Origin of the sequence: Streptomyces geranii, from assembly GCF_002954775.1 — a bacterium.
Taxonomy (GTDB): Bacteria; Actinomycetota; Actinomycetes; order Streptomycetales; family Streptomycetaceae; genus Streptomyces; species Streptomyces geranii.
The window spans coordinates 39,911-65,883 of sequence record NZ_PJME01000008.1; the positions used below are offsets into that span (position 1 = coordinate 39,911).

The 25,973-nt window shown below is 68.8% G+C and carries 20 protein-coding genes; 8 read left to right on the top strand and 12 right to left on the bottom strand.

Features of this window, described 5'->3' with window-relative positions; all coding sequences use genetic code 11:
• Positions 1 to 2 precede the first annotated feature (2 nt).
• From CW359_RS13940 to CW359_RS13960, 5 genes are all read left to right on the top strand, one after another.
• Positions 3 to 518 carry a Jag family protein gene (locus CW359_RS13940; RefSeq protein ID WP_105970240.1) on the top strand — a complete coding sequence of 172 codons (516 nt, stop codon included), beginning with the start codon at positions 3 to 5 and terminating at the stop codon, positions 516 to 518.
• Between the two features lie 122 nt (positions 519 to 640).
• Entirely contained in the window at positions 641 to 1,357 is a 717-nt protein-coding gene (gene rsmG, locus CW359_RS13945) for a 16S rRNA (guanine(527)-N(7))-methyltransferase RsmG (protein ID WP_105970241.1), read from the top strand.
• A 315-nt stretch (positions 1,358 to 1,672) separates the two neighbouring features.
• A complete protein-coding gene (locus tag CW359_RS13950) occupies positions 1,673 to 2,746 on the top strand; it encodes an AAA family ATPase (RefSeq protein WP_105970242.1) in 1,074 nt (357 codons plus the stop codon).
• Positions 2,743 to 3,843, top strand: a complete 1,101-nt coding sequence (locus CW359_RS13955) for a ParB/RepB/Spo0J family partition protein (RefSeq protein ID WP_105970243.1) — start codon at positions 2,743 to 2,745, stop codon at positions 3,841 to 3,843. Before CW359_RS13950 ends, CW359_RS13955 begins: the two co-directional genes overlap by 4 nt.
• Positions 3,844 to 4,168: 325 nt before the next feature.
• On the top strand, positions 4,169 to 4,786 hold the full coding sequence (locus tag CW359_RS13960) for a GNAT family N-acetyltransferase (protein ID WP_105970244.1): 618 nt from the start codon (positions 4,169 to 4,171) through the stop codon (positions 4,784 to 4,786).
• Positions 4,787 to 4,874: 88 nt separating this feature from the next.
• Here CW359_RS13960 and trxA read toward each other — a convergent pair whose 3' ends face one another.
• The 7 genes from trxA to CW359_RS13995 form a co-directional block, all read right to left on the bottom strand.
• The gene (trxA, locus tag CW359_RS13965) at positions 4,875 to 5,207 is read right to left on the bottom strand and encodes a thioredoxin (protein WP_037754283.1); all 333 of its coding nucleotides are present in this window, start codon (positions 5,205 to 5,207) and stop codon (positions 4,875 to 4,877) included.
• Between the two features lie 41 nt (positions 5,208 to 5,248).
• The gene (gene trxB, locus CW359_RS13970; RefSeq protein WP_105970245.1) at positions 5,249 to 6,220 is read right to left on the bottom strand and encodes a thioredoxin-disulfide reductase; all 972 of its coding nucleotides are present in this window, start codon (positions 6,218 to 6,220) and stop codon (positions 5,249 to 5,251) included.
• Positions 6,221 to 6,400: 180 nt separating this feature from the next.
• On the bottom strand, positions 6,401 to 7,252 hold the full coding sequence (locus CW359_RS13975) for an anti-sigma factor family protein (RefSeq protein WP_105970246.1): 852 nt from the start codon (positions 7,250 to 7,252) through the stop codon (positions 6,401 to 6,403).
• On the bottom strand, positions 7,249 to 7,959 hold the full coding sequence (sigM, locus tag CW359_RS13980; protein ID WP_105970247.1) for an RNA polymerase sigma factor SigM: 711 nt from the start codon (positions 7,957 to 7,959) through the stop codon (positions 7,249 to 7,251). The genes CW359_RS13975 and sigM overlap by 4 nt, the downstream gene beginning before the upstream one ends.
• A gap of 25 nt (positions 7,960 to 7,984) precedes the next feature.
• On the bottom strand, positions 7,985 to 9,703 hold the full coding sequence (locus CW359_RS13985; RefSeq protein WP_105970248.1) for a protein kinase family protein: 1,719 nt from the start codon (positions 9,701 to 9,703) through the stop codon (positions 7,985 to 7,987).
• A gap of 118 nt (positions 9,704 to 9,821) precedes the next feature.
• The gene (gene murJ / locus CW359_RS13990) at positions 9,822 to 12,080 is read right to left on the bottom strand and encodes a murein biosynthesis integral membrane protein MurJ (RefSeq protein ID WP_105970249.1); all 2,259 of its coding nucleotides are present in this window, start codon (positions 12,078 to 12,080) and stop codon (positions 9,822 to 9,824) included.
• Positions 12,081 to 12,127: 47 nt separating this feature from the next.
• Entirely contained in the window at positions 12,128 to 14,527 is a 2,400-nt protein-coding gene (locus tag CW359_RS13995) for a DUF6049 family protein (RefSeq protein WP_105970250.1), read from the bottom strand.
• Between the two features lie 219 nt (positions 14,528 to 14,746).
• Between CW359_RS13995 and CW359_RS14000 the strand changes: the two genes are divergently transcribed.
• Entirely contained in the window at positions 14,747 to 16,189 is a 1,443-nt protein-coding gene (locus CW359_RS14000) for a CCA tRNA nucleotidyltransferase (RefSeq protein WP_105970251.1), read from the top strand.
• A gap of 115 nt (positions 16,190 to 16,304) precedes the next feature.
• Here the strand turns inward: CW359_RS14000 and CW359_RS14005 are convergent, their stop codons facing one another.
• The 4 genes from CW359_RS14005 to CW359_RS14020 all read right to left on the bottom strand — a co-directional run bounded on the left by CW359_RS14005 (position 16,305) and on the right by CW359_RS14020 (position 20,064).
• Positions 16,305 to 16,754: an LppU/SCO3897 family protein gene (locus tag CW359_RS14005; protein WP_105970252.1), complete on the bottom strand. Its 450-nt coding sequence runs from the start codon at positions 16,752 to 16,754 to the stop codon at positions 16,305 to 16,307.
• A gap of 115 nt (positions 16,755 to 16,869) precedes the next feature.
• Positions 16,870 to 18,132, bottom strand: a complete 1,263-nt coding sequence (locus tag CW359_RS14010) for an MFS transporter (protein ID WP_105970253.1) — start codon at positions 18,130 to 18,132, stop codon at positions 16,870 to 16,872.
• Positions 18,133 to 18,251: 119 nt separating this feature from the next.
• Positions 18,252 to 19,334, bottom strand: a complete 1,083-nt coding sequence (locus CW359_RS14015; RefSeq protein ID WP_105970254.1) for an inositol-3-phosphate synthase — start codon at positions 19,332 to 19,334, stop codon at positions 18,252 to 18,254.
• 43 nt (positions 19,335 to 19,377) lie between these two features.
• Entirely contained in the window at positions 19,378 to 20,064 is a 687-nt protein-coding gene (locus tag CW359_RS14020) for a PadR family transcriptional regulator (RefSeq protein WP_105970255.1), read from the bottom strand.
• 383 nt (positions 20,065 to 20,447) lie between these two features.
• On the opposite strand from CW359_RS14020, the gene CW359_RS14025 reads away from it, so the two are divergent.
• Positions 20,448 to 23,165 carry a transglycosylase domain-containing protein gene (locus tag CW359_RS14025; protein ID WP_105970256.1) on the top strand — a complete coding sequence of 906 codons (2,718 nt, stop codon included), beginning with the start codon at positions 20,448 to 20,450 and terminating at the stop codon, positions 23,163 to 23,165.
• 153 nt (positions 23,166 to 23,318) lie between these two features.
• Complete coding sequence (locus CW359_RS14030; protein ID WP_198655211.1) at positions 23,319 to 24,827, top strand: glycosyltransferase family 87 protein; 1,509 nt, start codon at positions 23,319 to 23,321, stop codon at positions 24,825 to 24,827.
• A gap of 100 nt (positions 24,828 to 24,927) precedes the next feature.
• On the opposite strand, the gene CW359_RS14035 is transcribed toward CW359_RS14030, so the two are convergent.
• Positions 24,928 to 25,959 carry an alanine racemase gene (locus tag CW359_RS14035; RefSeq protein WP_105970258.1) on the bottom strand — a complete coding sequence of 344 codons (1,032 nt, stop codon included), beginning with the start codon at positions 25,957 to 25,959 and terminating at the stop codon, positions 24,928 to 24,930.
• Positions 25,960 to 25,973: the final 14 nt, after the last annotated feature.

A 25,973-nucleotide genomic window follows, 5' to 3' on the forward strand; every position in this document is an offset into this window, starting at 1 on the left:
CCGTGACGGAAGGCACCACCACCTCCGCCGCAGCCGAGGGTGTCGACACCCTGTCCCGCCTGGAGCAGGAGGGCGAGATCGCGGCGGACTACCTCGAAGGTCTGCTGGACATCGCCGACCTCGACGGCGACATCGACATGGATGTCGAGGCCGACCGCGCCGCTGTGTCGATCATCAGCGACGCGGGCAGCCGCGACCTGCAGAAGCTGGTCGGCCGGGACGGCGAGGTGCTGGAGGCCCTCCAGGAGCTCACTCGTCTTGCCGTGCACCGGGAGACCGGGGACCGCAGTCGGCTGATGCTCGACATCGCGGGCTACCGCGCCAAGAAGCGTGAGGAGCTCTCGGAGCTGGGCGCCAAGGCGGCGGCCGAGGTCAAGAGCTCCGGCGAGCCGGTCAAGATGAACCCGATGACCCCGTTCGAGCGCAAGGTCGTGCACGACGCGGTGAAGGCCGCGGGCCTGCGCAGCGAGTCCGAGGGCGAGGAGCCCCAGCGCTTCGTCGTCGTCCTTCCCGCCTGACCGGTACGTACGTCCCTCCGGCCCCGTCTGTCACCCAGACGGGGCCGAACTTTGTCAGCCTGTAGTTCAGTCCTGGTGATCAGCGCCCAGTGCGCTCGTGCGGTACGGAAGGACGGTCCCCCGTGACGGAGGCAGCGGAACTCCCCCCGGCGCCCGAGGTGGCGCGCGAGGTGTTCGGTGATCGCTTCGCGGACGCGGTCCGGTACGCGGAGCTGCTCGCCGAGGCGGGTGTGCAGCGCGGTCTGATCGGACCGCGTGAGGTGCCCCGGCTGTGGGAGCGGCATCTGCTGAACTGCGCCGTGCTCTCGGAGGTCGTCCCCGAGAACGTGACGGTGTGCGATGTCGGCTCGGGTGCCGGCCTGCCGGGCATTCCGCTGGCGCTGGTCCGGGAGGACCTGAAGATCACGCTGCTGGAGCCCCTGCTGCGCCGGACCAACTTCCTCGCCGAGGTCGTCGAGCTGCTGGGCCTGGACCATGTGACGGTGGTGCGTGGGCGGGCCGAGGAGGTCATGGGGTCGCTCCAGCCGGTCCATGTGGTGACGGCCCGTGCGGTGGCTCCGCTGGACCGGTTGGCCACCTGGGGCATTCCGCTGCTGCGTCCGTACGGGGAGATGCTCGCGCTCAAGGGGGACACCGCCGAGGAGGAGCTGAAGGCCTCGGCCACCGCCCTGAGCAAGCTGGGGGCGGTGGAGACGTCCATCCTGCATGTGGGTGAGGGCGTGGTGGACCCGCTGTCGACCGTCGTGCGGGTCGAGGTCGGGGAGAGCCCCGGTGGTGTGCGGTTCGCGGCGAAACGGGCGAAGGCCGCCCGGACGGGTCGGACGCGGCGCCGGCGCTGAACCGTCGCCCGGTCATTACTGCGGCGGGAGTTTTTCGTCACGTTCGTTGATCCGCCCTGACGACGAGCCTTACTCCACACAAGCTGTCAAACCTACACATCTCGGAGTGTCGCGTCATCGCGGCCCTCGCGGCTAGGCATCTTGTTTCACGTGAAACGTCGCTCACTGCTGCACGGCATCATCAGCCGCGGTCGGGCCGCGGCTGCACCCCGCGACCGAAAGTCTCTCCGTTCACTCGGAGAGGTAACGGAGTTGTCCACAGAGGTGGATTTCTCCACAGAACACCAGGCCTCACTGGTTCATGACCCCGATGGCATGGCAGGCTCTGTTCATTGCGAGCCTGAAGTCGAGGAGAGTGAATCCTTGCGGTCCAACGCCAACATCGCGGGACCGATGACCGATCCGGTCCCCGGTCCCCGTACCGAGTCGATCGGGGAGGATGTTTCACGTGAAACACCGCCCCCGATGGACGACACTCCCATCGGTCGTGCTGCCCAATTGGCGGTGGAGGCTCTGGGGCGGGCCGGCGAAGGCCTGCCACGGCCGGAGCAGACCCGCGTCATGGTGGTCGCCAACCAGAAGGGCGGGGTGGGAAAGACGACGACAACCGTCAACCTCGCCGCCTCGCTGGCCCTGCACGGGGCTCGCGTTCTGGTCGTGGACCTCGACCCTCAGGGCAACGCTTCCACGGCACTGGGGATCGACCATCACGCCGATGTTCCTTCCATCTATGACGTGTTGATCGACAGCAGGCCACTCTCGGAAGTCGTTCAGCCGGTCCCCGATGTCGAGGGCCTCTTCTGTGCACCCGCCACCATCGATCTCGCCGGTGCGGAGATCGAGCTGGTGTCGCTGGTGGCACGAGAGAGCAGGCTTGAGCGGGCGATCCAGGCGTACGAGCAGCCTCTGGACTACATCCTCATCGACTGCCCGCCCTCGCTCGGTCTGCTGACGGTCAACGCACTGGTCGCCGGTGCCGAGGTTCTCATCCCGATCCAGTGCGAGTACTACGCACTGGAGGGCTTGGGCCAGCTGCTGCGCAACGTCGATCTGGTACGGGCTCACCTCAACCCCGACCTTCATGTGACGACGATCCTGCTCACCATGTACGACGGCCGGACGCGCCTCGCGTCACAGGTCGCCGACGAGGTGCGCAACCACTTCGGCGACGAGGTGCTGCGGACGAGCATTCCGCGCTCGGTCCGTATCTCCGAGGCACCGAGCTACGGACAGACGGTGCTGACCTACGACCCAGGATCGAGCGGTGCCCTGTCCTACCTTGAGGCAGCCCGGGAAATCGCGTTGAAGGGTGTCGGCGTCAGCTATGACGCGCCGCACGCCCACATCGGCGCACAGAGCGAACAGAGCCTCGTGGAGGGGATCCAGTGAGTGAGCGACGGAGGGGGTTGGGCCGTGGTCTCGGCGCACTGATCCCTGCTGCACCGACCGGAGACAGGCCGGCGCCACCGGCGATGGGGGGTGGTGCCTCCACCTCACCGGCGGCGGTACCTGTACTCACCGCCGAGCGTGGAGTGGCCGCGGCGAAGGTGGCCACGCTGCCGCCTGTTTCACGTGAAACAGAGGCCTTCTCCTCGAACGAGTTCGGGGAGGCACCGGCGCCGCCCATCGGCGCTCACTTCGCCGAACTGCCCCTCGACTCCATCTCGCCGAACCCGCGTCAGCCGCGTGATGTGTTCGACGAGGACGCGCTGGCGGAGCTGGTCACCTCCATCAAGGAAGTGGGTCTCCTCCAACCCGTCGTCGTACGGCAGGTGGGTCCCGCTCGCTACGAGCTGATCATGGGCGAGCGTCGCTTTCGGGCCTGCCGTGAAGCCGGCCTTGAGGCGATCCCGGCGATCGTGCGGGCCACGGAGGACGAGAAGCTCCTCCTGGACGCGCTGCTGGAGAACCTCCACCGGGCTCAGCTGAACCCGCTGGAAGAGGCAGCCGCTTACGACCAGTTGCTCCAGGACTTCCACTGCACGCACGACCAGCTGGCGGACCGGATCGGCCGGTCCCGTCCACAGGTCTCCAACACCCTGCGTCTGCTGAAGCTCTCGCCGGCGGTCCAGCGCCGGGTCGCCGCCGGAGTTCTCTCCGCGGGGCATGCCCGGGCGCTGCTCTCCGTGGACGACTCGGAGGAGCAGGACAAGCTGGCTCACCGGATCGTGGCCGAGGGCCTCTCGGTGCGGGCCGTCGAGGAGATCGTGACCCTGATGGGCTCGCGGCCGAAGGCGGCTGCGCGGAACAAGGGGCCGCGGGCCGGTGCTCTGGTGTCGCCGGCGCTGACCGATCTGGCGGGCCGCCTCTCGGACCGCTTCGAGACGCGGGTGAAGGTCGACCTGGGGCAGAAGAGGGGCAAGATCACCGTCGAGTTCGCCTCGATGGAGGACCTGGAGCGCATCCTCAGCACCCTTGCCCCGGGCGAGGGACCGGTCCTGCAGAAGAGCCTTCTCGACGACGACTCCGAGGACACGGAGGAGTGAAGCCTCGGGCGGGCGGTCTCCGCCCGCCCGGCGGTCCTGAGCGGGCCGTGTTCCGGTGTGTACCGGAACACGGCCCGCTCTTTGCTTTCAGTCGGTATCGAGGCAATCACTTGGTGGATACGATGCGTTCGGGTATGGCACATCCACCTGGCAGCACCTCTGATGGGGAGGCGGGGGCCATGCGAACGGTGAGCCGCACCGGACTGGTGAGCGCGGGTCTGGGACTGGGAGCCGTCGGCGGATTCGTCGGCAGTCTGCTCAGGGAACGGAGCGCTCTGACAGCCGCCCGCGACGCTGCGGGCGAAGGAAGCGAGGAACAGCCTTCATGGGGCGTCGGCTCGTACCGCTCACGCTGGACAATCTTCCGGACCTTCCCAAGCGCTGCCGGACGTGTGTCTTCTGGGAACTCGACCCCGTCAGCGGAGGAGCCGCGGTAAAGGCGGGCACACCCGCACTGGAGAAGGAAGCGTGGATCTCGGCGGTCCTGCTCGACTGGGGCTCCTGCGGCCGGGTCGTCTACGTCGACGACAACCCGGTGGGGTTCGTGCTCTACGCCCCGCCGGCCTACGTTCCCCGTGCCACGGCGTTTCCCACGAGCCCGGTCTCACCGGACGCGGTGCAGCTGATGACCGCGTTCATCATGCCGGGGTACCAGGGGCAGGGGCTGGGGAGGGTGATGGTCCAGACGGTCGCCAAGGACCTGCTGCGACGGGGCTTCCGGGCCATCGAGGCCTTCGGGGACGCCCGTTGGAAGGAGACGGCGTGCGTTCTGCCCGCCGACCATCTGCTCGCCGTGGGCTTCAAGACGGTGCGGCCCCATCCGGTGCACCCTCGCCTCCGGTTGGAGCTGCGGACGACGCTCTCCTGGAAGGAAGACGTGGAGCTGGCGATCGACCGGCTGCTGGGGGCAGTGCAGAAGGAGCCGGTGCTTCGGCCGCTCTAGGAACTTGAACGTCGAGCGAAAGACGAGTGGGCCGGTCCTTTCGGACCGGCCCACTGATGTTTCACGTGAAACATCGCTGCTGCGTCGACTACTCGGCGATGAAGTCCTCAAGGTCGCGCACGATCGCGGCCTTCGGCTTGGCGCCGACGATGGTCTTGGCGACCTCGCCACCCTGGTAGACGTTCAGGGTCGGGATGGACATCACGCCGTACTTGGCGGCCGTACCCGGGTTCTCGTCGATGTTGAGCTTGACGACCTCGATCTTGTCGCCGTACTCGGCGGCGATCGCCTCAAGGGACGGCGCGATCTGGCGGCACGGTCCGCACCAAGCGGCCCAGAAGTCCACCAGGACGGGCTTGTCGCTCTTCAGGACGTCCTCGTCGAAGGAGTCGTCGGTCACGTTCTTCAGGGTGCCGGCCACAGGGGCTCCTTAACTCGATGCTGCGGTGGGGCGGACGGGGGTCAGACAGAGGTCTTCTCGGGCTCGGCCTGCTCTTCGCTGTCCGCGAGGGCGGCGAGGAAGCGCTCGGCGTCCAGAGCGGAGGCACAGCCGGTGCCGGAGGCGGTGATCGCCTGGCGGTAGGTGTGGTCGACGACGTCTCCGGCGCCGAAGACACCGCTCAGGTTGGTCCGGGTCGAGGGTGCGTCGACCTTCAGGTAGCCCTCTTCGTCGAGGTCCAGCTGACCCTTGAACAGCTCGGTGCGCGGGTCGTGGCCGATCGCGATGAACAGGCCGGTCACGGCCAGGTCGGACAGCTCGCCGGTCTTGAGGTTGCGCAGCTTCAGTCCGGAGAGCTTCGGGTCGCCCTGGATCTCGGCGACCTCGCTGTCCCAGACGAAGCGGATCTTCGGGTCGGCGAAGGCGCGCTCCTGCATCGCCTTGGAGGCGCGCAGGCTGTCCCGGCGGTGGACGATCGTCACCGACTTGGCGAAGCGGGAGAGGAAGGTCGCCTCCTCCATCGCGGTGTCTCCGCCGCCGATCACGGCGATGTCCTGGTCCTTGAAGAAGAACCCGTCACATGTCGCGCACCAGGAGACGCCACGGCCGGACAGCGCGTCCTCGTTCGGCAGACCGAGCTTGCGGTGCTGCGAGCCGGTCGCGACGATGACGGCCTTCGCCCGGTGCACCGTGCCCGCAGTGTCCGTGACGGTCTTGATGTCACCCGTCAGGTCGACGGACACGATGTCGTCGGCCACCAGCTCGGCGCCGAAGCGCTCGGACTGGGCGCGCATGTTGTCCATCAGGTCGGGGCCCATGATGCCGTCCTGGAAGCCGGGGAAGTTCTCGACCTCGGTGGTGTTCATGAGCGCACCGCCCGCGGTGACGGCGCCCTCGAAGACCAACGGCTTCAGCGACGCGCGTGCGGTATAGAGCGCCGCTGTGTAGCCGGCGGGCCCTGAGCCGATGATGATCACGTTACGGACGTCGCTCACGGCGTGTTTCCTCGTTTCTGGACGGCTTCGTCGACCGGTGGGAGCCTCTCTCAGAACTCTCACCCCACCCAACGGATCCTACGGGGCCCGCATTCCCGCTGTGTCCGGGCACACAGGGGCACCACTCGGTACGGGTACGGCAGAGGGAAGAGAGAAGGAGGAGGGAGGGGAGACGTCCGCTCAGCGACGCGCGTAGGACTGCGTCAGCAGAACCTTGGCGGAGACCGACGGCTTCTTCTCACAGGCCGAGTCGACGACATAGGCGGTGACGCGCGTGGTGTCGCCCGCTGCGGGCAGCACGACGAGGTATGCGTCCGTGCCGTCGTAGGTGCCTTCCTTGAGTCCGAGGACGGAGGCGCCTGTGCGGCCGATGCCCTTCATGACGCAGTCCGGGACCGTCGGGACGTCGAAGATGAGGCCGTCGTGCTCGTTATCCCCCGGCGCGCTGGTATGGGACTCGATGCCCACGGACGGCCCTCCGGTACGGGGGCTCTTCTTGACGTCGCGGCCCTTGAGAATCTCCGCGACCTGGGTCTCGACCTTCTGCCCGGAGAACGTGCTCGCGACCACGGGCGCCTTGGAGTCGTCGCCCAGCGACGACACGAGCAGGGAGCCGAGTCCCAGGGCGGCGGCGGTGAAGACGGTGCCCAGGACGATCGTCCGGCGGCGACCGCGTCGTGCCCGGTCCTTCCGCCCCGGCCCGGTGGCCGCGTGGGCGTGGCCCGTGGGACGGTCGGTCAGGCGGTCCGTGAGCCGGTCGACCGGAGCCGATGTTTCACGTGAAACATCGGCCTCGGCGGCGAGTGCCGCATCGATGCGCTCGGCGACGTCGTCGGGCATGCGCTCTGCGCCCGGCATCGTGCCGAGGAGGCCGCGGATCTCCTCCAGCGAGGCGTACACATCGGCGCACAGGACGCACCCGTCCAGATGCCGTTGCATGTCTGCCGACTGGGACGGTGTGAGCAGGCCTTCGGTGAGGTCGGAGATCTCCGTGACGTCCGGGTGTCCAGCTGTGTCGGTCGTGGATGTCACGCTCGCCCACCTCCGCCCTTCACAGCAGCTGAATCGCTTGGCCCTGCATCCGTCGGTCCCGCTGCGGGTGGGACGGATGTCCCCGACGCCCGGTTCCGTCCATCTTCCGATTCCTTGCCGCCACCGGCGTTTTCCGGCCTGAGGTGGGTGAGGAGCGGCAGCAGTCTGGCTCTGCCACGGGCGCAGCGGCTCTTCACCGTGCCGGTGGGTACGTCGAGGACGCGGGCGGCCTCCGCGACGGGGTAGCCCTGCATGTCCACCAGGACGAGGGCCGCGCGCTGGTCGGGCGGGAGGGTGCCGAGCGCTTCGATGAGCTGGCGGTGCAGGTCGTTGCGCTCGGCCGGGGCCGACGCCGACTCGTGCGGTTCGAGCAGCTGCTCCAGCCGTTCGGTGTCGTCGACCGGTGAGGTCTTGCGGGAGGCGGCCTTGCGGGCGCGGTCCAGGCAGGCGTTCACCGTGATGCGGTGCAGCCAGGTCGTGACGGCCGACTGGCCGCGGAAGGTGTGGGCGGCCCGGTAGGCGGAGACGAGGGCGTCCTGGACGGCGTCAGCGGCCTCCTCGCGGTCGCCCAGCGTCCGCAGGGCCACCGCCCAGAGCCGGTCACGATGCCGACGCACGATCTCACCGAAGGCGTCGGGGTCACCGTCGACATGGCGGGCGAGGAGGTCCTGATCGCTCACTCCGTCGAACGCGGCGCCTTCCGCCATGGAACCCCTTCCCCTCGGTGGATCGTCAGCCGGTGAACTTCAGGTCCGTTATGGCCTGCTTGTAGCCCGCGTTGCTGAAGGAGTCACCAGGTGCGTACGGAAGGGCGGTGAACCAGACCAGCACGTACTGACTCTTCGTCGGCTTGGCGACGGACACCTTCGCGGTGGTGCCCGTCGTCGTCACCGTACCGAGCTTCGTCATCGAGGTCAGAGGGACCGACGAACTCGACGACTCCGTCGCGTACAGCGTGACCGTCGTGTGGTCCCCGCCGAAGAGAAGCCCTATCGAGGCGGCCGAGACCTCCTTGGCCGAGCCGAAGTCGTAGACGATGCCCACACCGGGCTTGTACGCCGGGTTCATGTCCGGGCCGTCTGTGTAACTCGCGGTGCGCCAGTACGTCGAGCTGTCGTTGTCGTACGTCTTGCCGACGTCCTCCGGGTGCTGGGCGCTGCCCTTGGCGACGTACTCCTCGGCGCCCTCGATCTTCAGGGTCGTCACCGGCTTGGCCGTGTTCGTGGGCTTGTCGTTGTCGTCCGGTGTCTGGGTCTGGTTGGTGTCCTCGGAGCCGCCCTGGTCCAGCAGCGCGTCCGCCAGCTGCCAGCTGCCCAGGCCCAGTGCGGCGATCAGCAGCGCCGACACCGCCCACTTCAGCGCCTTGCCGGTGCGGCTCTGCAGCGGGGGCGGCGGGGTGGGCAGGGGCTGGGTGACGCCCGGGCGGGGCGCCTGGCGGCCGTACGAGCCCTGTTGGTAGGTGGTGCGCTGGTACTCGGGCGGGGCCGTGAACACCGGCTCCGGCGGGCGGATGCGGGGCATCTCGCCGATCGCCTTGACCAGTTCCTCGGGCGTCGTGCACGCGGACTCGTGCCGCGAGGCGGTGGCGCCGTCGTTGGCGAGGGCGCGCATCGCGAGTTCCGACAGGCCGCGGTGGACTCCGGCCCGGACCTGGTCGGGTGCGATCAGGCCGACGCCCTTGGGCAGCCCCGACAGGCCGTACGCGTCGCTCTCGTACGGCCAGCGCTGGGTGAGCGCGGCGTACAGCAGGGCGCCGATCGCCTCCGTGTCGGTGCGCTGCGGGGTCTCGGAAGTGATGCCGCGCAGCGCGGCGTTGACCGCGAGGCCGCGCACGCGCCACTGGCCGGACGAACTGCGCAGGATGGTGCCCGGGGTCAGGCGCAGATGCGCGAGGCCCTCACGGTGGGCGGCAGCCATCGCGGAGGCGATCTGGCTGACCATCTGGTAGGCGTCGTGCGGCTCCAGCGGGCCGGCGGCCAGGAGCGCGGTCAGCTCCGTGGCGTCGGGCAGCCACTCGTGGACCACGTAGACGAGGTCGTTCTCCTCGACGGCGTCGAGGACCTGCACGAAGCGGGGGTCGCCGAGCAGCGCCGAGGAGCGGGCCGCGGCCAGCACGGAACGTGCCCGTGAGTGGTCCGCGGGCAGGATGTGCACGCCGACGGCGCGACGAAGTTTCTCGTCGACCGCGCGCCAGCTGCTGAATCCGTCCAGACGGGTGACGCACTCCTCCAGGCGGTAGCGCCTGGCGAGTTTGTGGCCGCTGTGCAGTTCGGGCGGTGAGGCCTTTCCGGGACTCTCGGTCCCGCCGCTCCCCTGTGCCTCGTCGTTGTCCGTGTCCCGCTCCCGGTTCTGGGCCACGCCGTCGGCCGTGGACTCGTCCGCCTGCGCGGTCAGCGGCTCGTCGCCGCTGTTGCCTGCCACGTCGACGGCAGCCGTGCTCCGTTCCGCCACCGTCGCTCCTGCCTCCCCATCCAATGTGAGCTTTCCGACGCCAAACCCAATTGTGCCCACAGTCCGCCGCTCTGCACGACACGCGGTGGCGGACGATGGTTGTGCGCTTGCCCTCGACTTACCGTCCCAGTCGCCCGCGCACCATACCCACCAACGAGTTGAGTTCCTCAATGCGCATCCGGCGGGCGGCCACGTAGAAGACGACGAGCAGGACGGCGCCGCCGCCGAGCAGGGAGGCGAACGAGCCGCCGACACCCTGCCCCAGGGTGATGCCGATGCCGTAGCAGGCCGCGCCGCTGAGCAGCGCCGCCGGTACCGAGGCGATGCCCAGCCGGGCGTAGGTGCGCAGGACGCGGGTGCCGTCGAGGTCGCCGCCCAGCCGCTTGCGCAGCCGGTTCCAGGCGACGCCGACGCCGATCGCGTAGGCGAGGCCGTAGGAGGCCGCCATGCCGACCACGGCCCAGCGGGACGGGAGGACGAAGAAGCAGAGGGCGGAGGCCGTCGCGTTGACGGCGGCCACGATCACCGTGTTGTAGAAGGGCGTGCGGGTGTCCTCGTACGCGTAGAAGGCGCGCAGGACGACGTACTGCACGGAGTAGGGGATCAGGCCGAGGGCGAAGGCCATCAGCATGAAGCCCATGTTGGTGGCCTCGGTGGTGCCCGAGGAGCCGAAGATCAGAGTGCACATGGGGATGCCGAGGGCGACGAAGCCGAAGGCGATGGGCACGATCGCGACGGCGGTGGTGCGCAGGCCCTGGGAGATGTCGTCGCGGACCGCGCCGGCGTCGCCCTCGTGGGCGGAGCGGGCCAGTCGTGGCAGCAGGGCCGCCATCAGGGAGACCGTGATGATGGCCTGCGGCAGACCCCAGATGAGCTGGGCGTTGGCGTAGGCGGCGAAGCCGGTGCCGTCGACCGGGGAGTTCTTGCCCGCGGCGGTGGACAGCTGGGAGACGACGATCGCACCGGCCTGGTTGGCGAGCACGAAGAGGAACGTCCACTTGGCCAGCGTCACCGCCTTGCCGAGGCCGTGGCCCTTCCAGTCGAAGCGCAGCCGCATCCGGAAGCCGGTCTCGCGCAGGTACGGGATCATCGCGAGGGCCTGGACGACGAGGCCGAGCAGGATGCCGATGCCGAGGAGCCGCTGGCCCTCCGGCGGGATGGTCGTGACCTTCATGCCGGAGTCCGCGGCGGTGCCGTAGACCCAGATGAACATGCCCAGCGTCACGATGATGACGATGTTGTTCAGGACCGGCGTCCACATCATCGCGCCGAACTTGCCGCGGGCGTTGAGGATCTGACCCATCACCACGTGGATGCCCATGAAGAAGATCGTGGGCAGGAAGTAGCGGACGAAGGTGATGCCGACCTCGTTGGCCGCCGGGTCACTGGCGACCGGGTCGGACAGCAGGCGGATCAGGAGGGGGGCTCCGGCGACCGCGAGCACGGTGAGAGCGCCGAGCGCGACCACGACCAGGGTCAGCAGCCGGTTGGCGTAGGACTCGCCCCCGTCCTCGTCCTCCTTCATCGCGCGGACGAGCTGGGGTACGAAGACGGAGTTGAGACCGCCGCCCACGGTCAGGATGTAGACCATCGTCGGCAGCTGGTAGGCGACCTGGAACGTGTCGCCCAGCAGGCCGACGCCCAGCGCCGACACGATCAGCGCGGAGCGGATGAAGCCGGTGAGGCGGGAGACCATCGTGCCCGCCGCCATGACGGCGCTCGACTTCAGCAGCCCCGAGGCGCGACCGCCCTTCTTGGTGGCCACCGGTGCCGGTGCGGGCGTGGCCTTGGGGGTGAGCTGCATCGTGGCGTCGGACGCCGGTGTCTGGGCCCGCGGCACGGGGCCGGGTCCCCGTACGGGCGAGGGGGACGGGCCGGGGACGGCCGGCGGCTCCATGGGCTGCTGGCCGCCGCCCTGCTGCTGGTCCCGGAAGAGATGGGCGAAGGCGTCCGGCTCGTGCCGTTCCTCCCCGGCCCGGCTGACCAGGGCGTCGACACCCACGTACTGCGTGGTGCGGGGATCGTCGCCGTACGGCAGGTACTGGGTGGCCCCGTCCGGCTCGGGCGCCGGTGTCTGGGCCCAGACCTGCGGGTCGGGGGCGTACGGCGACTGGGCGGGCTGTCCGTAGAGCGGGGGCTGCGGCTGGTAGGTCCCGGGGGGCGGCGGGGGGTGCGCGGCGCGGTCGTAGAGCGCCTCGGCAACCGGGTCCTGGGCGGAGAGGTCCTGGGACCGGTACGGGTCCTGGGCGTAGGCGTCCTGGAGGTACATGTCCGCGGGGGGCTGCGCCGGCACCTGGCCGTGCTCGGGCGGCGGGCCCTCGGGGTGGCCCGAGTCGCCCGCGCCCTGACCGCGGTCACCGTCGTACGGCGCGTTCATGGTTACCCCACCTCATCGTTCACCGGGCCCACCGGCCACGACATCGCTCAACGGTCCACTCTCTCACCCGTCCCGGACGGGTCGGCGCTTTCCGGTGCGGTGTCCGGCGCCGGGTCACTCGGCTGCTCCGGGGCGTCTGCCCGCGGCAGCGGGTCCGACTCCCCCTGAGGACGGTCCTCGGGACCGGCGTGGTTCTCGTCGCCGTCCTCGCCCTTGTCCGCGTCCTTGTCAGGGTCCGTCTCCGCGGCCTCGTCCCCGGGTCCGTCGCCGGACTCCTGGGGACGCCGGGCCGCGGCGCGCTTGCGCTGGGTGTACATGCGCAGGCCGGCCAGCACCAGCAGCAGGAAGCCGCCGCCGATGACCAGCATCGCCATGGCCGTGAACTCGGTGACCCGCACGTCGAAGTAGACGGCCGGTCCGTACTTCTGGCCGTCCTTCGTGTACAGCTGCGCCATCACGGTGATCGGGCCGTTGGCGTTGGACGACGTGTCGAACTTCACCGACTGGCTGTGCCCGCCGGAGACCGCGACGGACCGCTCCTGGTAGTCGTCGTCACCGATCTTGAGCCGCGTCGGGTTGGTCGAGGTGACCCGCAGGACGAGGTTGTCGACGGGCTGTACGAGGTTGTTCTGGACGGTCACCGGGATCGTGGCGCTGCCGCCGGAGAGCTTCGTCTCGGACTTGTCGATCAGCTTGACCTGGTCGGTGAGGTTGTCGAGGTACGACTTCACGCCCTTGCGGAAGCTGTCCGCCGCGCCGGACCGGCCGCGCCAGGAGGTGGCCATCTCGCGGTTGATGGCCCGCCCGAAGGGGGTCTCCACGCGGGTCCGGTCGGTCAGGATGATCTTGAAGTTGTCGAGCTTGTCCTGCGTGGTCGCGATCTGCGCGAAGGCCGACTGCGGCGCCTGCTGCTTGCGCAGGGAGGCCGGGTACGAGGACGCCGAGGGCACCTTGGTGGTGGCGCCCGGGTCCGGCTTGGTGTCGGCGGTCGCGGTGAGTTCCTGGGCCTGGGACCAGTTGCTGTCCTGGAGGGCGGTGACCGCCTCCGCCATCGTCCGGGCCTGGCCGGCGGACGGCATGCGCTGCGGGGCGACGACGACGGTGCGCTGCTTGTGGGTCTGGAGGTTGGCCGTGAGGCTCTGGGCGAGGAATCTCTGCACCGCGAGCGTGGAGCTGTCGGCGTTCGTCATGTCGCCCTGGAAGGCCGTGGACAGCCGGGCGTCCGAGACCACCGCCGTGGTGCCGCCGCCGATGGGGCGGGCGGCGGAGGGCGTGTACGGCAGGTCGCCGGTCTCCTTGAGGCTGTCGCTGCGCGCGATCACCTTGTCGGCACCCGCGGAGGTGGCGATCTTGACGATCGACGGGTCGACGGCGCCGTTCACCGGCCAGGCGAAGTCGGTGCTCGGGGTGACGTGGAGGATCGTCTCCACCGTGCTGGCGGCGACGTCCGTGGCGCTCTTGAGATGGCTCAGGGTGCCGGTGACGTTCTTGCCGTTGTGCGCGATGGAGGCGAGGTCGGGGTCGGCGAAGGGCAGCGCGACGACCTCCTTGCCCGCGACCGCGTCCTGGAGTTCGGCGAGCCACTGCTTGGCGACGGCCTGGCCCGTGCCGGGTGTGCTGGTGCCGTCGGCGCCCTGGACGCCGTAGGTGCCGATCATCGCGTCGACGGAGGCCAGCAGGTCGGGGTCGATCACCCAGGTGACGTCGAGGCTCTTGCCCAGGGACAGCATCTGGTCCAGGCGTCCGCCCGGGGAGATCTCCTGGGAGAGGTCGTCGTTGAGGAAGACGGGCGTCTGCTGCTCGCCCGGCCCGGTCTCCGCCGTCATGTGGACCGTGGAGACCAGCGGCCACAGATACGTCGTCCGCGTCCTGGTGTCCGCCTCCTCGGGCTGCCACGGCAGGAACGTCCGCTGGATCCCGAGCACCTGCTCGTACGGCGCCGCGGCGGTCTCGCCGGACAGGGAGACGCCGAACTGGTAGACGCCGTCCTGGCCGAGGTCCAGCTTGTCGACCGGCACGGAGATGCTGAACGGCTGGGCGACGCCCGGAGTGAGCTTCGAGAACTTCTCGACGTACTTGCCGCCGATCTCCGTCCCGTCGGCTCCCGGTACGTAGTCGGTGCGCGCGGCGACGTCGTCGATCCCGGAGCGGGTGGTCAGCAACTGGCCCACCCGCAGGTCCACATGGGCGTCCGTGACGGCCCGCTTGCCCTTGTTGAGCACCGTGCCGGACACGGTCAGGGTGTCCCCGTCCGTGGGGGCGCTCGGGGTGAGCGTGTCGACGGAGACGAGCACCGGGTCCGACCCGGCGGCGTACGCCGGCTGCCCGGCGGGAAGCTGGAGGAGACCGGCCAGCAGGGGCGCCCCCGTGAGCAGCACTCCGGCTCGCCGGAACCACCGGCGCGCGGGAGAGGGAGTCAGCCCCGGGAAGTCTGCCGGCTCGGCCACGCGTTCGCCCGTCCCTAGTCGTCAGTGGTCGTCGGAATGTGCGTCCACGCATGGTAACGATGCGCGCTGAGGGGAAGTGCCGCGGACTGCTCCACAAGATCGTGGAACACCCTCCGGCTGTCCTCTATGTGCGTGTATTGATGGAGGAGTCCCCGGCGGCGGGCGTGGACGTTTTATGAAGGCGCGGTCCGCGGCCCGCGCCACGTACCCTTTTCTGTTGTGCCGAACGCCAACGAAGACACCTCCAGCGCCCTGAACCAGGGGCAGCCCCACACGGTCAGCGAACTGCTGAGGATCGCCCCTGTCGCCGACGATCTCGCCCGCCGCTTCCAGGAGGCCGGGTTCTCCCTCGCCCTGGTCGGCGGCTCCGTCCGGGACGCGCTGCTGGGCCGGGTCGACAACGACCTGGACTTCACGACCGACGCTCGCCCCGAGGACGTACTGAAGATCGTGCGGCCCTGGGCGGACGCCGTCTGGGAGGTCGGGATCGCCTTCGGGACGGTCGGTGCGCAGAAGGGGGGCTACCAGATCGAGGTGACGACGTATCGGTCGGAGGCCTACGACCGGACCTCGCGCAAGCCCGAGGTGTCGTACGGCGACTCCATCGAGGAGGACCTCGTCCGGCGGGACTTCACCGTGAACGCGATGGCCGTCGCGCTGCCGGAGAAGGTGTTCATCGATCCGTACGGCGGACGCGAGGACCTGGTACGGCGGGTGCTGCGTACGCCGGGCACGCCCGAGGCGTCCTTCTCGGACGACCCGCTGCGGATGATGCGGGCCGCGCGGTTCGCCGCCCAGCTCGACTTCGAGGTGGCCCCCGAGGTCGTCACCGCCATGACCGAGATGGCCTCGCGCATCGAGATCGTCTCGGCCGAGCGGGTACGGGACGAGCTGAACAAGCTGGTCCTCTCCGCGCACCCGCGCAAGGGCCTGACGCTGCTGGTGGACACCGGCCTCGCCGACCACGTCCTGCCCGAGCTGCCTGCCCTGCGGCTGGAGCGCGACGAGCACCACCGGCACAAGGACGTGTACGAGCACACGCTGATCGTCCTGGAGCAGGCGATCGAGCTGGAGCAGGACGGTCCCGACCTCGTCCTGCGCCTCGCCGCGCTGCTGCACGACATCGGCAAGCCGCGCACGCGCCGTTTCGAGGAGGACGGCCGGGTCTCGTTCCATCACCACGAGGTGGTCGGGGCGAAGATGACCAAGAAGCGGATGGCGGCGCTGAAGTACTCCAACGAGCTGGTGAAGGACGTCTCACGTCTGGTCGAACTTCACCTGCGTTTCCACGGGTACGGCACCGGGGAGTGGACGGACTCGGCGGTCCGCCGTTACGTCCGGGACGCCGGCCCTCTTCTCGACCGCCTCCACAAGCTGACCCGCTCGGACTGCACGACACGGAACAAGCGCAGGGCCACGGCGCTCTCGCGTGCCTACGACGGCCTGGAGGAGCGCATCGCTCAACTCCAGGAGCAGGAGGAGCTGGACGCGATCCGTCCCGACCTGGACGGCAACCAGATCATGGAGATCCTGGGCGTCGGGCCCGGACCGGCGATCGGGCAGGCGTACAAGTTCCTGCTGGAACTGCGGCTGGAGAACGGTCCGATGGAGCGGGAAGCGGCGGTGGCGGCGCTCAAGGAGTGGTGGTCCGAGCAGGGCTGAGGCCGTGAAACGGCGCGATGTTTCACGTGAAACATCGCGCCGGAACCCGCAGAGGGCGATGTTTCACGTGAAACATCGCCCTTCGTGCGTGTGGGCCGGGTCAGGCCCGGACGGCTCAGACCTCCTTGAGGCAGAGCACCACGTCGTGGCTGCCGCCCTGCTGGTAGTAGGCGATCGTCGACTCCGTGACGGCCTCGCACTTGTTGGCGTCGCTGGTGTTGTCGAACTTCTGGACAACCTTGAACTGTGCGTCGCTGGAGGTGCAGTCGACCTCGTTGAGGTCGGCGTCCGTGTCCGTGCCGTCGTTGTGCATGCAGGCGCCCACGGACGTCGTCTCCGCGTCGCTCTGGTTGAAGTACCACTTGCCGCCGGCGATGGCTATCGCGACGACGATGAACACGCCTATGCGGACCAGCTTCTTGCCGAAGCGGTTCGTGGGCGCGGGCGGCGGGACCGGAGCTCCCTGGAACGGGGCACCCTGGTGCGGCGGGTACGGAGCCTGGGGCGCCGTCGGCTCGGCAGAAGCAGGGGTGTTCGGGTTCTGGTCCTGCGGCGGAGTGGTCACTCGGGGGTCCCCCTTGGCTATGGGTGTGCTTGGTGCGAAGTAAGACGCACGTAAATTACCGGGACCCACTGACATCTCTGTACCTCAGAGGGTCTCTGTGGCCTTCATGTGACACTTACCGGTGTTCAAAGCGGGCCATAGCCGCAGCAATTGCCCCGTAGATAACGGCGATTGTGACCAGGAGAGGCACCGAGCGGCCGTCGGACGGCAGCATCAGGGCCGCCACTCCGGCCGCGCCGACGAAGGCGACGTTGAACAGGACGTCGTAGACGGAGAAGATCCGGCCGCGGAAGCCGTCGTCGACCGAGGACTGGACGATCGTGTCCGTGGCGATCTTCGAGCCCTGGGTGACGAGGCCCAGGACGAACGCCGCGATCAGCATGGGCACTTCGGTGAAGGCCAGGCCGAGCCCGGGCACCAGGACCGCCGCCGCCCCGGCGCACACCACGATCCAGCCGACCGGACCGAGCCGGCCCGCCGCCGCCGGAGTCAGCACCGCCGCGACGAAGAAGCCCGCCCCGGAGATCCCCACGGCGAGGCCCAGCAGGGCCAGCCCGTCGTCGGAGTCGTCCGACCAGGCGTACCGGCAGAGCATCAGCACCATCACCGTCAGGGCGCCGTAGCAGAACCGCATCAGCGTCATCGCGGCCAACGACCAGGCCGCCTCCCGACGCCCCGGCTCGGCGAGGTGCCGTACGCCCGCCGCCAGGCCGCGCGCGGTGCCGGTGAGGGCGGCCGTCAGCTTCGGCTGCACCAACTCGGCGTCGGGTCCGAGCAGTTCCCGGTCGAGGCGGAGGGAGGCGAGGGACGAGCAGAGGTACAGGGCCGCGCCCAGGAGGACCACCGCCGCGTCGGAGTCGGAGGCCGCGATGCGTACGACGAAGGCGAGGCCGCCGCCGGCCGTGGCGGCGAGCGTGCCGGCCGTCGGGGAGAGCGAGTTGGCGATCACCAGCCGGTCCTCGTCGACCACGCGGGGCAGGGACGCCGAGAGCCCGGCCAGGACGAAGCGGTTGACGGCGGTGACGCAGAGGGCGGAGGCGTAGAAGAGCCAGTCGGGGACCTGGCTCAGGATCAGGACGGCCGTCACGCACGCCAGCAGGGCGCGCAGCAGATTGCCGTACAGAAAGACCTGACGGCGCCGCCAGCGGTCGAGCAGGACGCCTGCGAAAGGGCCGACCAGGGAGTACGGCAGGAGCAGGACCGCCATGGCCGAGGCGATGGCGGCCGGTGAGGTCTGCTTCTCCGGTGAGAAGACGACGTACGTGGCGAGCGCGACCTGGTAGACGCCGTCGGCGCCCTGGGAGAGCAGCCGTACGGCGAGCAGGCGCCGGAAGTTCCGCAGGCGCAGGAGTACCCGCAGGTCACGTACGACAGCCATGGGGCACAGCCTCACATACGAGGAGGGTCCCCGGGCGGATGACCCGGGGACCCTCGACGGGCAGGAGCGACAAGCTTGTGGGAGCTGGACCGGCGCTGGACTCCTCTCAGCGCACGACCTCAGCGCTCGACTTCGCCCTTGATGAACTTCTCGACGTTGTCCCGTGCCTCGTCGTCGAAGTACTGGACCGGCGGGGACTTCATGAAGTAGCTCGACGCGGAGAGGATCGGGCCGCCGATGCCGCGGTCCTTGGCGATCTTCGCGGCGCGCACGGCGTCGATGATGACACCGGCGGAGTTCGGGGAGTCCCAGACCTCGAGCTTGTACTCCAGGTTCAGCGGGACGTCGCCGAACGCGCGGCCCTCCAGGCGGACGTAGGCCCACTTGCGGTCGTCGAGCCAGGCCACGTAGTCCGACGGGCCGATGTGGACGTTGTCGGCGCCCAGCTCGCGGTCGCGGATCTGGGAGGTGACGGCCTGCGTCTTGGAGATCTTCTTGGACTCCAGGCGCTCGCGCTCCAGCATGTTCTTGAAGTCCATGTTGCCGCCGACGTTCAGCTGCATCGTGCGGTCCAGGACCACACCCCGGTCCTCGAACAGCTTCGCCATCACCCGGTGCGTGATCGTGGCGCCGACCTGCGACTTGATGTCGTCGCCGACGATCGGGACGCCCGCCTCGGTGAACTTGTCCGCCCACTCCTTGGTGCCGGCGATGAAGACCGGGAGGGCGTTGACGAAGGCGACCTTGGCGTCGATGGCGCACTGGGCGTAGAACTTCGCCGCGGCCTCGGAACCGACGGGCAGGTAGCAGACGAGGACGTCGACCTGCTTCTTCTTGAGGATCTTGACGACGTCGACCGGTTCGGCCTCGGACTCCTCGATGGTCTCGCGGTAGTACTTGCCGAGACCGTCGAGGGTGTGGCCACGCCGGACCTTCACACCGGTGTTCGGCACATCGCAGATCTTGATGGTGTTGTTCTCGGAGGCGCCGATGGCGTCCGCCAGGTCGAGGCCGACCTTCTTGGCGTCCACGTCGAACGCGGCGACGAACTCGATGTCCTTGACGTGGTAGTCCCCGAACTGCACATGCATGAGGCCCGGGACCCTGGACGCCGGATCGGCGTCCTTGTAGTACTCGACTCCCTGTACCAGCGACGCGGCGCAGTTGCCCACGCCGACGACGGCTACGCGAACCGAACCCATTCGGTTGCTCCCTGTGTGTACGAGTGAGGCCCTGGCAGGGGCCTCACGTGGCGGTGTCGTCGGACGGACCGGTCCGGGAGTCGTCCTCCCGGGACCGGGGCAGGCCGCCCGGCGCTCCAGATGTGGTGTCCTGCGAGTCGGATTCGCCGGCCGCGGTCCCCTTGAGGTCCCGTCCGGCCCGCTCGCTCTCGATGAGCTCGTTCAGCCAGCGCACTTCGCGCTCCACGGACTCCATCCCGTGGCGCTGGAGCTCGAGGGTGTAGTCGTCGAGGCGCTCCCGCGTACGCGCCAGGGAGGCGCGCATCTTCTCCAGGCGCTCCTCCAGCCGGCTGCGGCGGCCCTCGAGCACGCGCATGCGTACATCGCGGGACGTCTGCCCGAAGAAGGCGAAGCGAGCGGCGAAGTGCTCGTCCTCGTACGCGTCCGGACCCGTCTGCGAGAGCAGCTCCTCGAAGTGCTCCTTACCTTCCGCCGTCAACCGATAGACGATCTTGGCGCGGCGCCCTGTCAGCGGAGCGGCGAGCGCGTCCTCCGACGCGCCCCCGGACTCCTCGATCAACCAGCCGCTGGCGACCAGCGTCTTGAGGCAGGGATACAGCGTGCCGTAGCTGAAGGCGCGGAAAACACCCAGTGACGTATTGAGTCGTTTGCGCAGCTCATAGCCGTGCATCGGGGACTCGCGGAGCAGGCCCAGGATGGCGAACTCGAGGATCCCGGAACGCCGGCTCATCGTCGCCTCCTGTCTTCCACGGTCCGACCGTGACGTCTCCGGCACTGTTTATGCCGAGCTGATGTATCGACTCGATACATCCAGACGATAGAACGGACCTGTGGATGCGACAAGAGGGGAAGTCGTGAACGGGATCACATCACCGATTCGTAGGAAGCAAGTTGCCTGATTTGGGGTGAACTTCGGAGCTAGACAGGTTTTGACGGTGCGTAGTCTGTGCGGCATGCAGTCCACCGGGAACCGAGTGACGTCTGGGGACGTCGTCGTGCTTGGTGCGGTACGGATGAATGCGAACACGGCCGCATCCGTACTTGGGGGGGACCGGAAACCAGCCGCCGTTTCCAGGCGCGCACGGGTGCGCCTGCCCAAGGAGTAGTCGTTCGATGAGCGAGCACCGTCGCAAACCGCCGCAGCCGCAGGGAGGCGGACGTGCCGCGGCCCGACGCGGCCAGTCCGGTTCGTCCTCCGGCCGCCGTGCGGCACCGCGGGGCGCAACCGAGTCTCCTTCCGATTCCTACGGATCGGGTTCCTACGGGTTGGGTCCCTACGGAGCCGAAGGTGACGAGCCCCAGTTCGGAAGCCGCGCCGAGTCCCGGCGCGCCGCCCAGAGAAGTACTGGCGGACGTCGCAGAGGGGCCGAGGACGGCGGACGCCGCAGCGGCCCGAACGGGCCCGGGCGTGGCAGAGGCCGCGCGGCTGGTCCCCCGCCCGAGAAGCGTTTCATCGACTATCCACGCGCGGGCAAGTACGGCGCGGCGCGCTGGATGCCGTCCTGGCGGCAGGTGACGGGGCTGTTCATCGGTTTCGTCGGCAGCCTGGTGGCGGTGGCCGGCATCGGCTACGCCCTGGTGGGCGTGCCGGATGTCGCCAAGGCCGCCAACGCCCAGAACAACGTCTACTACTGGGCCGACGGCAGCCAGATGGTGGCGACCGGTGGTGAGACGAACCGCCAGATCATCGGCTACGAGAAGATCCCGGCGGCGATGCGGTACGCCGTGATGTCGGCCGAGAACAAGACGTTCGAGACCGACAGCGGCGTCGACCCCATGGGTATCGGCCGCGCCCTTTTCAACATGGCCAAGGGCGGTCAGACGCAGGGTGGTTCGACGATCACCCAGCAGTACGTGAAGAACGCCCGCCTGGACGACCAGTCGCAGACGCTCTCGCGGAAGTTCAAGGAGCTGTTCATCTCCATCAAGGTCGGCACCAATGTCTCCAAGGAGGAGATCATGGCCGGCTATCTGAACACCGCGTACTACGGCCGTGACTCCTACGGCATCCAGGCGGCTGCCCGCTCGTACTTCAACAAGGACGCCGAGGACCTGGACCCCAGCGAGTGCGCCTTCCTGGCCGCTGTGCTGAAGGGCGCCACGTACTACGACCCGGCCGGCAACGTCGCCGTCGACCCCGCCAACGCCACCCCCGAGAAGAACCGCAAGCGGGCCGAGGAACGGTGGAGCTGGATCCTCAGCGAGGAGGTCAAGGACGGGCGCATGACCGCCACCGAGCGCGCCAAGTACACGACCTTCCCGAAGATCCAGAGCCCGCGTTCCAACACCGCGCTGAGTGGTCAGATCGGCTACCTCGTCGACCTGGCGAAGAGTTACCTCATCAGGAACAGCGACAAGACCGGGATCACTGAGAGCCAGCTACGGCAGGGCGGCTACTCGATCAGCACGACCTTCGACAAGAAGAAGGTCCAGGAGCTGGAAAGCGCGGTCACGAAGGTCCAGAAGGCCAACATCAAACCCGACGAGCGCCCGAAGACGGACAAGTACGTTCAGTTCGGCGGAGCCTCCGTCGACCCGGCGACGGGTGCGATCAAGGCCATCTACGGCGGTGAGGACGCCACCAAGCACTTCACCAACAACGCCGACACGACCGGCGCCCAGGTGGGTTCGACGTTCAAGCCGTTCGTGCTCGCCGCCGCGATGAAGTGGGGCGTACGGGATCCTGAACTGGGGGCGACGCAGGCGCAGGACGAGCGGACCCAGGTCTCTCCGGAGAGCATCTACAGCGGCAAGAACAAGCTCAAGATCGAGAACTACGACGACACGATCTGGAAGGACAAGGACGACAAGGAGTGGCTGCAGCGCAACGACGGCGACGAGTCGTACAACGCGCCCACCTTCCGGATCGACCTGCGTGAGGCGATGCGGGTCTCCTCCAACTCCGCTTACGTGCAACTCGGTATGGACGTCGGCCTGGACAAGGTGAGGGAGTCCGCCACCGACGCGGGCATCCTCGACAGCAGCCTGGCCAGTGCTGAGTTCCCGTCGTTCTCGATCGGTACCTCCAGTCCGAGTGCGGTCCGCATGGCCGGCGCTTACGCGACCTTCGCAGCCAGCGGCAAGCAGAACAATCCGTACTCGGTCGAGAAGGTCACCAGCAAGGACGGCACGGTCTTCGATCACGAGAAGATCGCCGACGCCAAGCAGACGTTCACCGCCCAGGTCGCCGACAACGTCACCGACGTCCTCAAGACCGTGGTCGACGACGGTACGGGTACGGCGGCTCAGCTGACCGGCCGGGAGGTGGCCGGCAAGACCGGTACCACTGACGGCAACAAGTCGGCCTGGTTCGTCGGCTACACCCCGCAGCTGTCCACCGCGATCAGCATGTACCGGATGGACGACGACGAGACCAAGAAGAATCGCCCCTTCCTGGAGATGTACGGCACGGGCGGCCAGGAGAAGATCCACGGCGCCTCGTTCCCGGCCGAGATCTGGCACGACTACATGGAACAGGCCCTCAAGGGCCAGCCGGTGGAGAACTTCCCGACCCCCGAGCCCTACGGCGAGGTCGTCGACGAGGACCCGCTGCCGAGCCCGACTCCCTCGGTCACCGAGTCCGAGGAGGAAGTGATCCCGACACCGAGCCCGACGCCCACCGACGAGATCGAGACCACTCCGTCTCCCTCGCCGAGCGAGACCTGCGGCACCTTCGACATCAACTGCGAGGACACCGGAGGGACCGAGACGGGCGGCACCGACGAAGGCAGTACCGACGGCGGAGTGACAACGAGTCCAAGTCCGTCGGAGAGCGACGAAGACACTGACGGCAACTCGAACGGAAACGGCAGCGGAGGGATCTTCGGCTGACCGGACGGAGGGCCGGATCAGCGTCCGGTACCGGTGTTTCACGTGAAACACCGATCCGATTCACGCTGTTTCACGTGAAACATGGGGCCGTCGCACCGACCAGGTGCGGCGGCCCTCGGCGTACTCCTAGGCGCGTACGGCAGGATGTGCCCCATGCCCAGTGCAGAGACGACGCAAGCGAGCGTGCGCGAGCCGGACCCCGTACGGCCGACCAGGGACGACGAGATCGCCGTGGCCGGCAGTGAGCTGATCGGCGGCCCCATCGGGCGGCGTGCCCTGCTGGGGACGTCCTGGTGGACCCCGGTACGGGTGGTCGCGCTCGTGGCGATCGGCATGTTCGCCCTCGGCCTGGTCCAGAAGGCGCCCTGCTACAACGGCGGCTGGTTCTTCGGGGCCAGTACGCAGTACACGCACGCCTGTTACTCGGACATCCCGCACCTCTACCAGGGGCGCGGATTCGCCGACGGGCTCGTGCCGTACTTCGACAAGTTCGACGGCGACATGCAGTACCTCGAATACCCGGTGCTGACCGGTGTGTTCATGGAGGTGGCCGCCTGGCTCACGCCCGCGAGCGGCACCATCCAGCACCAGGAGCAGTGGTACTGGTTCGTCAACGCCGGGATGCTGATGGCGTGCGCGGCGATCATCGCCGTATGCGTGTCCCGTACGCACGCGCGGCGCCCCTGGGACGGTCTGCTGGTCGCTCTGGCGCCCGCCTTCGCGCTCACCGCCACCATCAACTGGGACCTGCTGGCGGTCGCTCTGACGGCCGCGGCGATGCTGATGTGGTCCCGGCAGCGGCCCCTCGCCTTCGGTGTCCTGCTGGGGCTCGCCACGGCCGCCAAGCTCTATCCCTTCCTGCTGCTGGGCCCCCTGTTCGTGCTGTGCTGGCGCGCGGGGAAGTGGAAGCCGTTCGGCAAGGCCGTGGGCGGCGCGGTCGTCGCCTGGCTCGCCGTGAACCTTCCGGTGATGATGTTCGCCTTCGAGGGCTGGTCGAAGTTCTACACGTTCAGCCAGGAACGGGGCGTCGACTTCGGCTCCTTCTGGCTGATCATCTCCCAGCGCTTCGACTATCCGTTCACCACCGAGACCGTCAACACCTTCGCGACGCTGCTGATGCTGGCCTCGGCCGCGGGCATCGCGGCACTCACGCTGACCGCCCCGCGCCGGCCGCGCTTCGCCCAGCTGGCCTTCCTGATCGTCGCGGCCTTCATCCTCACCAACAAGGTCTACTCGCCCCAGTACGTCCTGTGGCTGATCCCCCTCGCGGTGCTGGCCCGCCCGAAGTGGCGGGACTTCCTGATCTGGCAGGCGTGCGAGGTCGCGTACTTCCTCGGGATCTGGATGTACCTCGCGTACACGACCAGCGGCGACGCCCACAAGGGACTGCCCACCGAGGGCTACCAGTTCGTCATCGGCGTCCACCTGGCGGGCACGCTCTACCTGTGCGCCGTGATCGTCCGGGACATCCTCATGCCGGAGCGGGACGTGGTGCGCCGGGCCGGTGACGACGACCCGTCCGGGGGGGTGCTGGACGGCGCCGAGGACGTCTTCGTCCTCGGCTCGGCCGCCCGTCCACCGCGCCACGCCGCGCACTTCGAGGGACCGCAGGTGGAGTGGGGCAGCCGGCCCGAACCGGAGGACGACGTCCGTTCGCTCTGAGCGAACACGCCGTCGAGGGGGCATGCGAAGGGCCGTACACGGACTCCGTGTACGGCCCTTCGCACGACCTCCGAGGCTCTGTGGCTCTGTGGCTGTGCGGTCAGCGGTCGACGATCCGGTCGAACTGCGTGGTGGTGTGCCGCAGATGGGCCACCAGTTCCTCGCCGACCTTCGGCTCCGGGGCGTCCGAGGGCACGAAGAGGATCGACACCTGCATGTGCGGCGGCTCCGCGAACCAGCGCTGCTTTCCGCCCCAGACGAACGGCGCGAGATTCCGGTTGACCGTGGCGAGGCCCGCCCGGGCGACGCCCTTGGCGCGCGGCATGACGCCGTGCAGGGCCTTGGGGGCCTCCAGACCCACGCCGTGCGACGTACCGCCCGCCACGACCACCAGATAGCCGTCCGAGGCCGCCTTCTGCTGCCGGTAGCCGAAACGGTCGCCCTTGGCCACGTGGGTGACGTCCAGGACCGCGCCGCGGTACTCCGTGGCCTCGTGGTCCCCCAGCCACAGCCGCGTGCCGATCCGGGCGCGGAAGCGGGTCTGCGGGAACTGCTGCTGCAGCCGCCCGAGGTCCTCGGCTTTGAGATGGCTGACGAACATGGTGTGCAGGGGCAGCCGGGCCGCGCGCAGCCGGTCCATCCAGCCGATGACCTCCTCCACGGCGTCCGAGCCGTCGGTGCGGTCCAGCGGCAGATGGATCGCGAAGCCTTCGAGGCGTACGTCCTCGATGGCGGCGTGCAGCTGGGGCAGTTCCTGCTCGGTCACGCCGTGGCGCTTCATGGAGGACATGACCTCGATGACGACACGGGCGCCCACGAGGCCGTGCACGCCGTCCACCGACGAGACCGAGCGGATGACGCGGTCGGGCAGCGGCACGGGCTCCTCGCCCCGTCTGAAGGGCGTCAGCACCAGCAGGTCGCCGCTGAACCAGTCCTTGGTCCGCGCGGCCTCGTACGTCGTACCGACGGCCAGGATGTCCGAGCCCAGCCGCGTGGCCTCCTCCGCCAGCCGCTCGTGCCCGAAGCCGTAGCCGTTGCCCTTGCAGACCGGCACGAGCCCCGGGAACTGCTCGGACACGTGCTTGTGGTGCGCACGCCAGCGCGCGGTGTCGACGTAGAGCGTGAGCGCCATGGCCGGGACCTGGG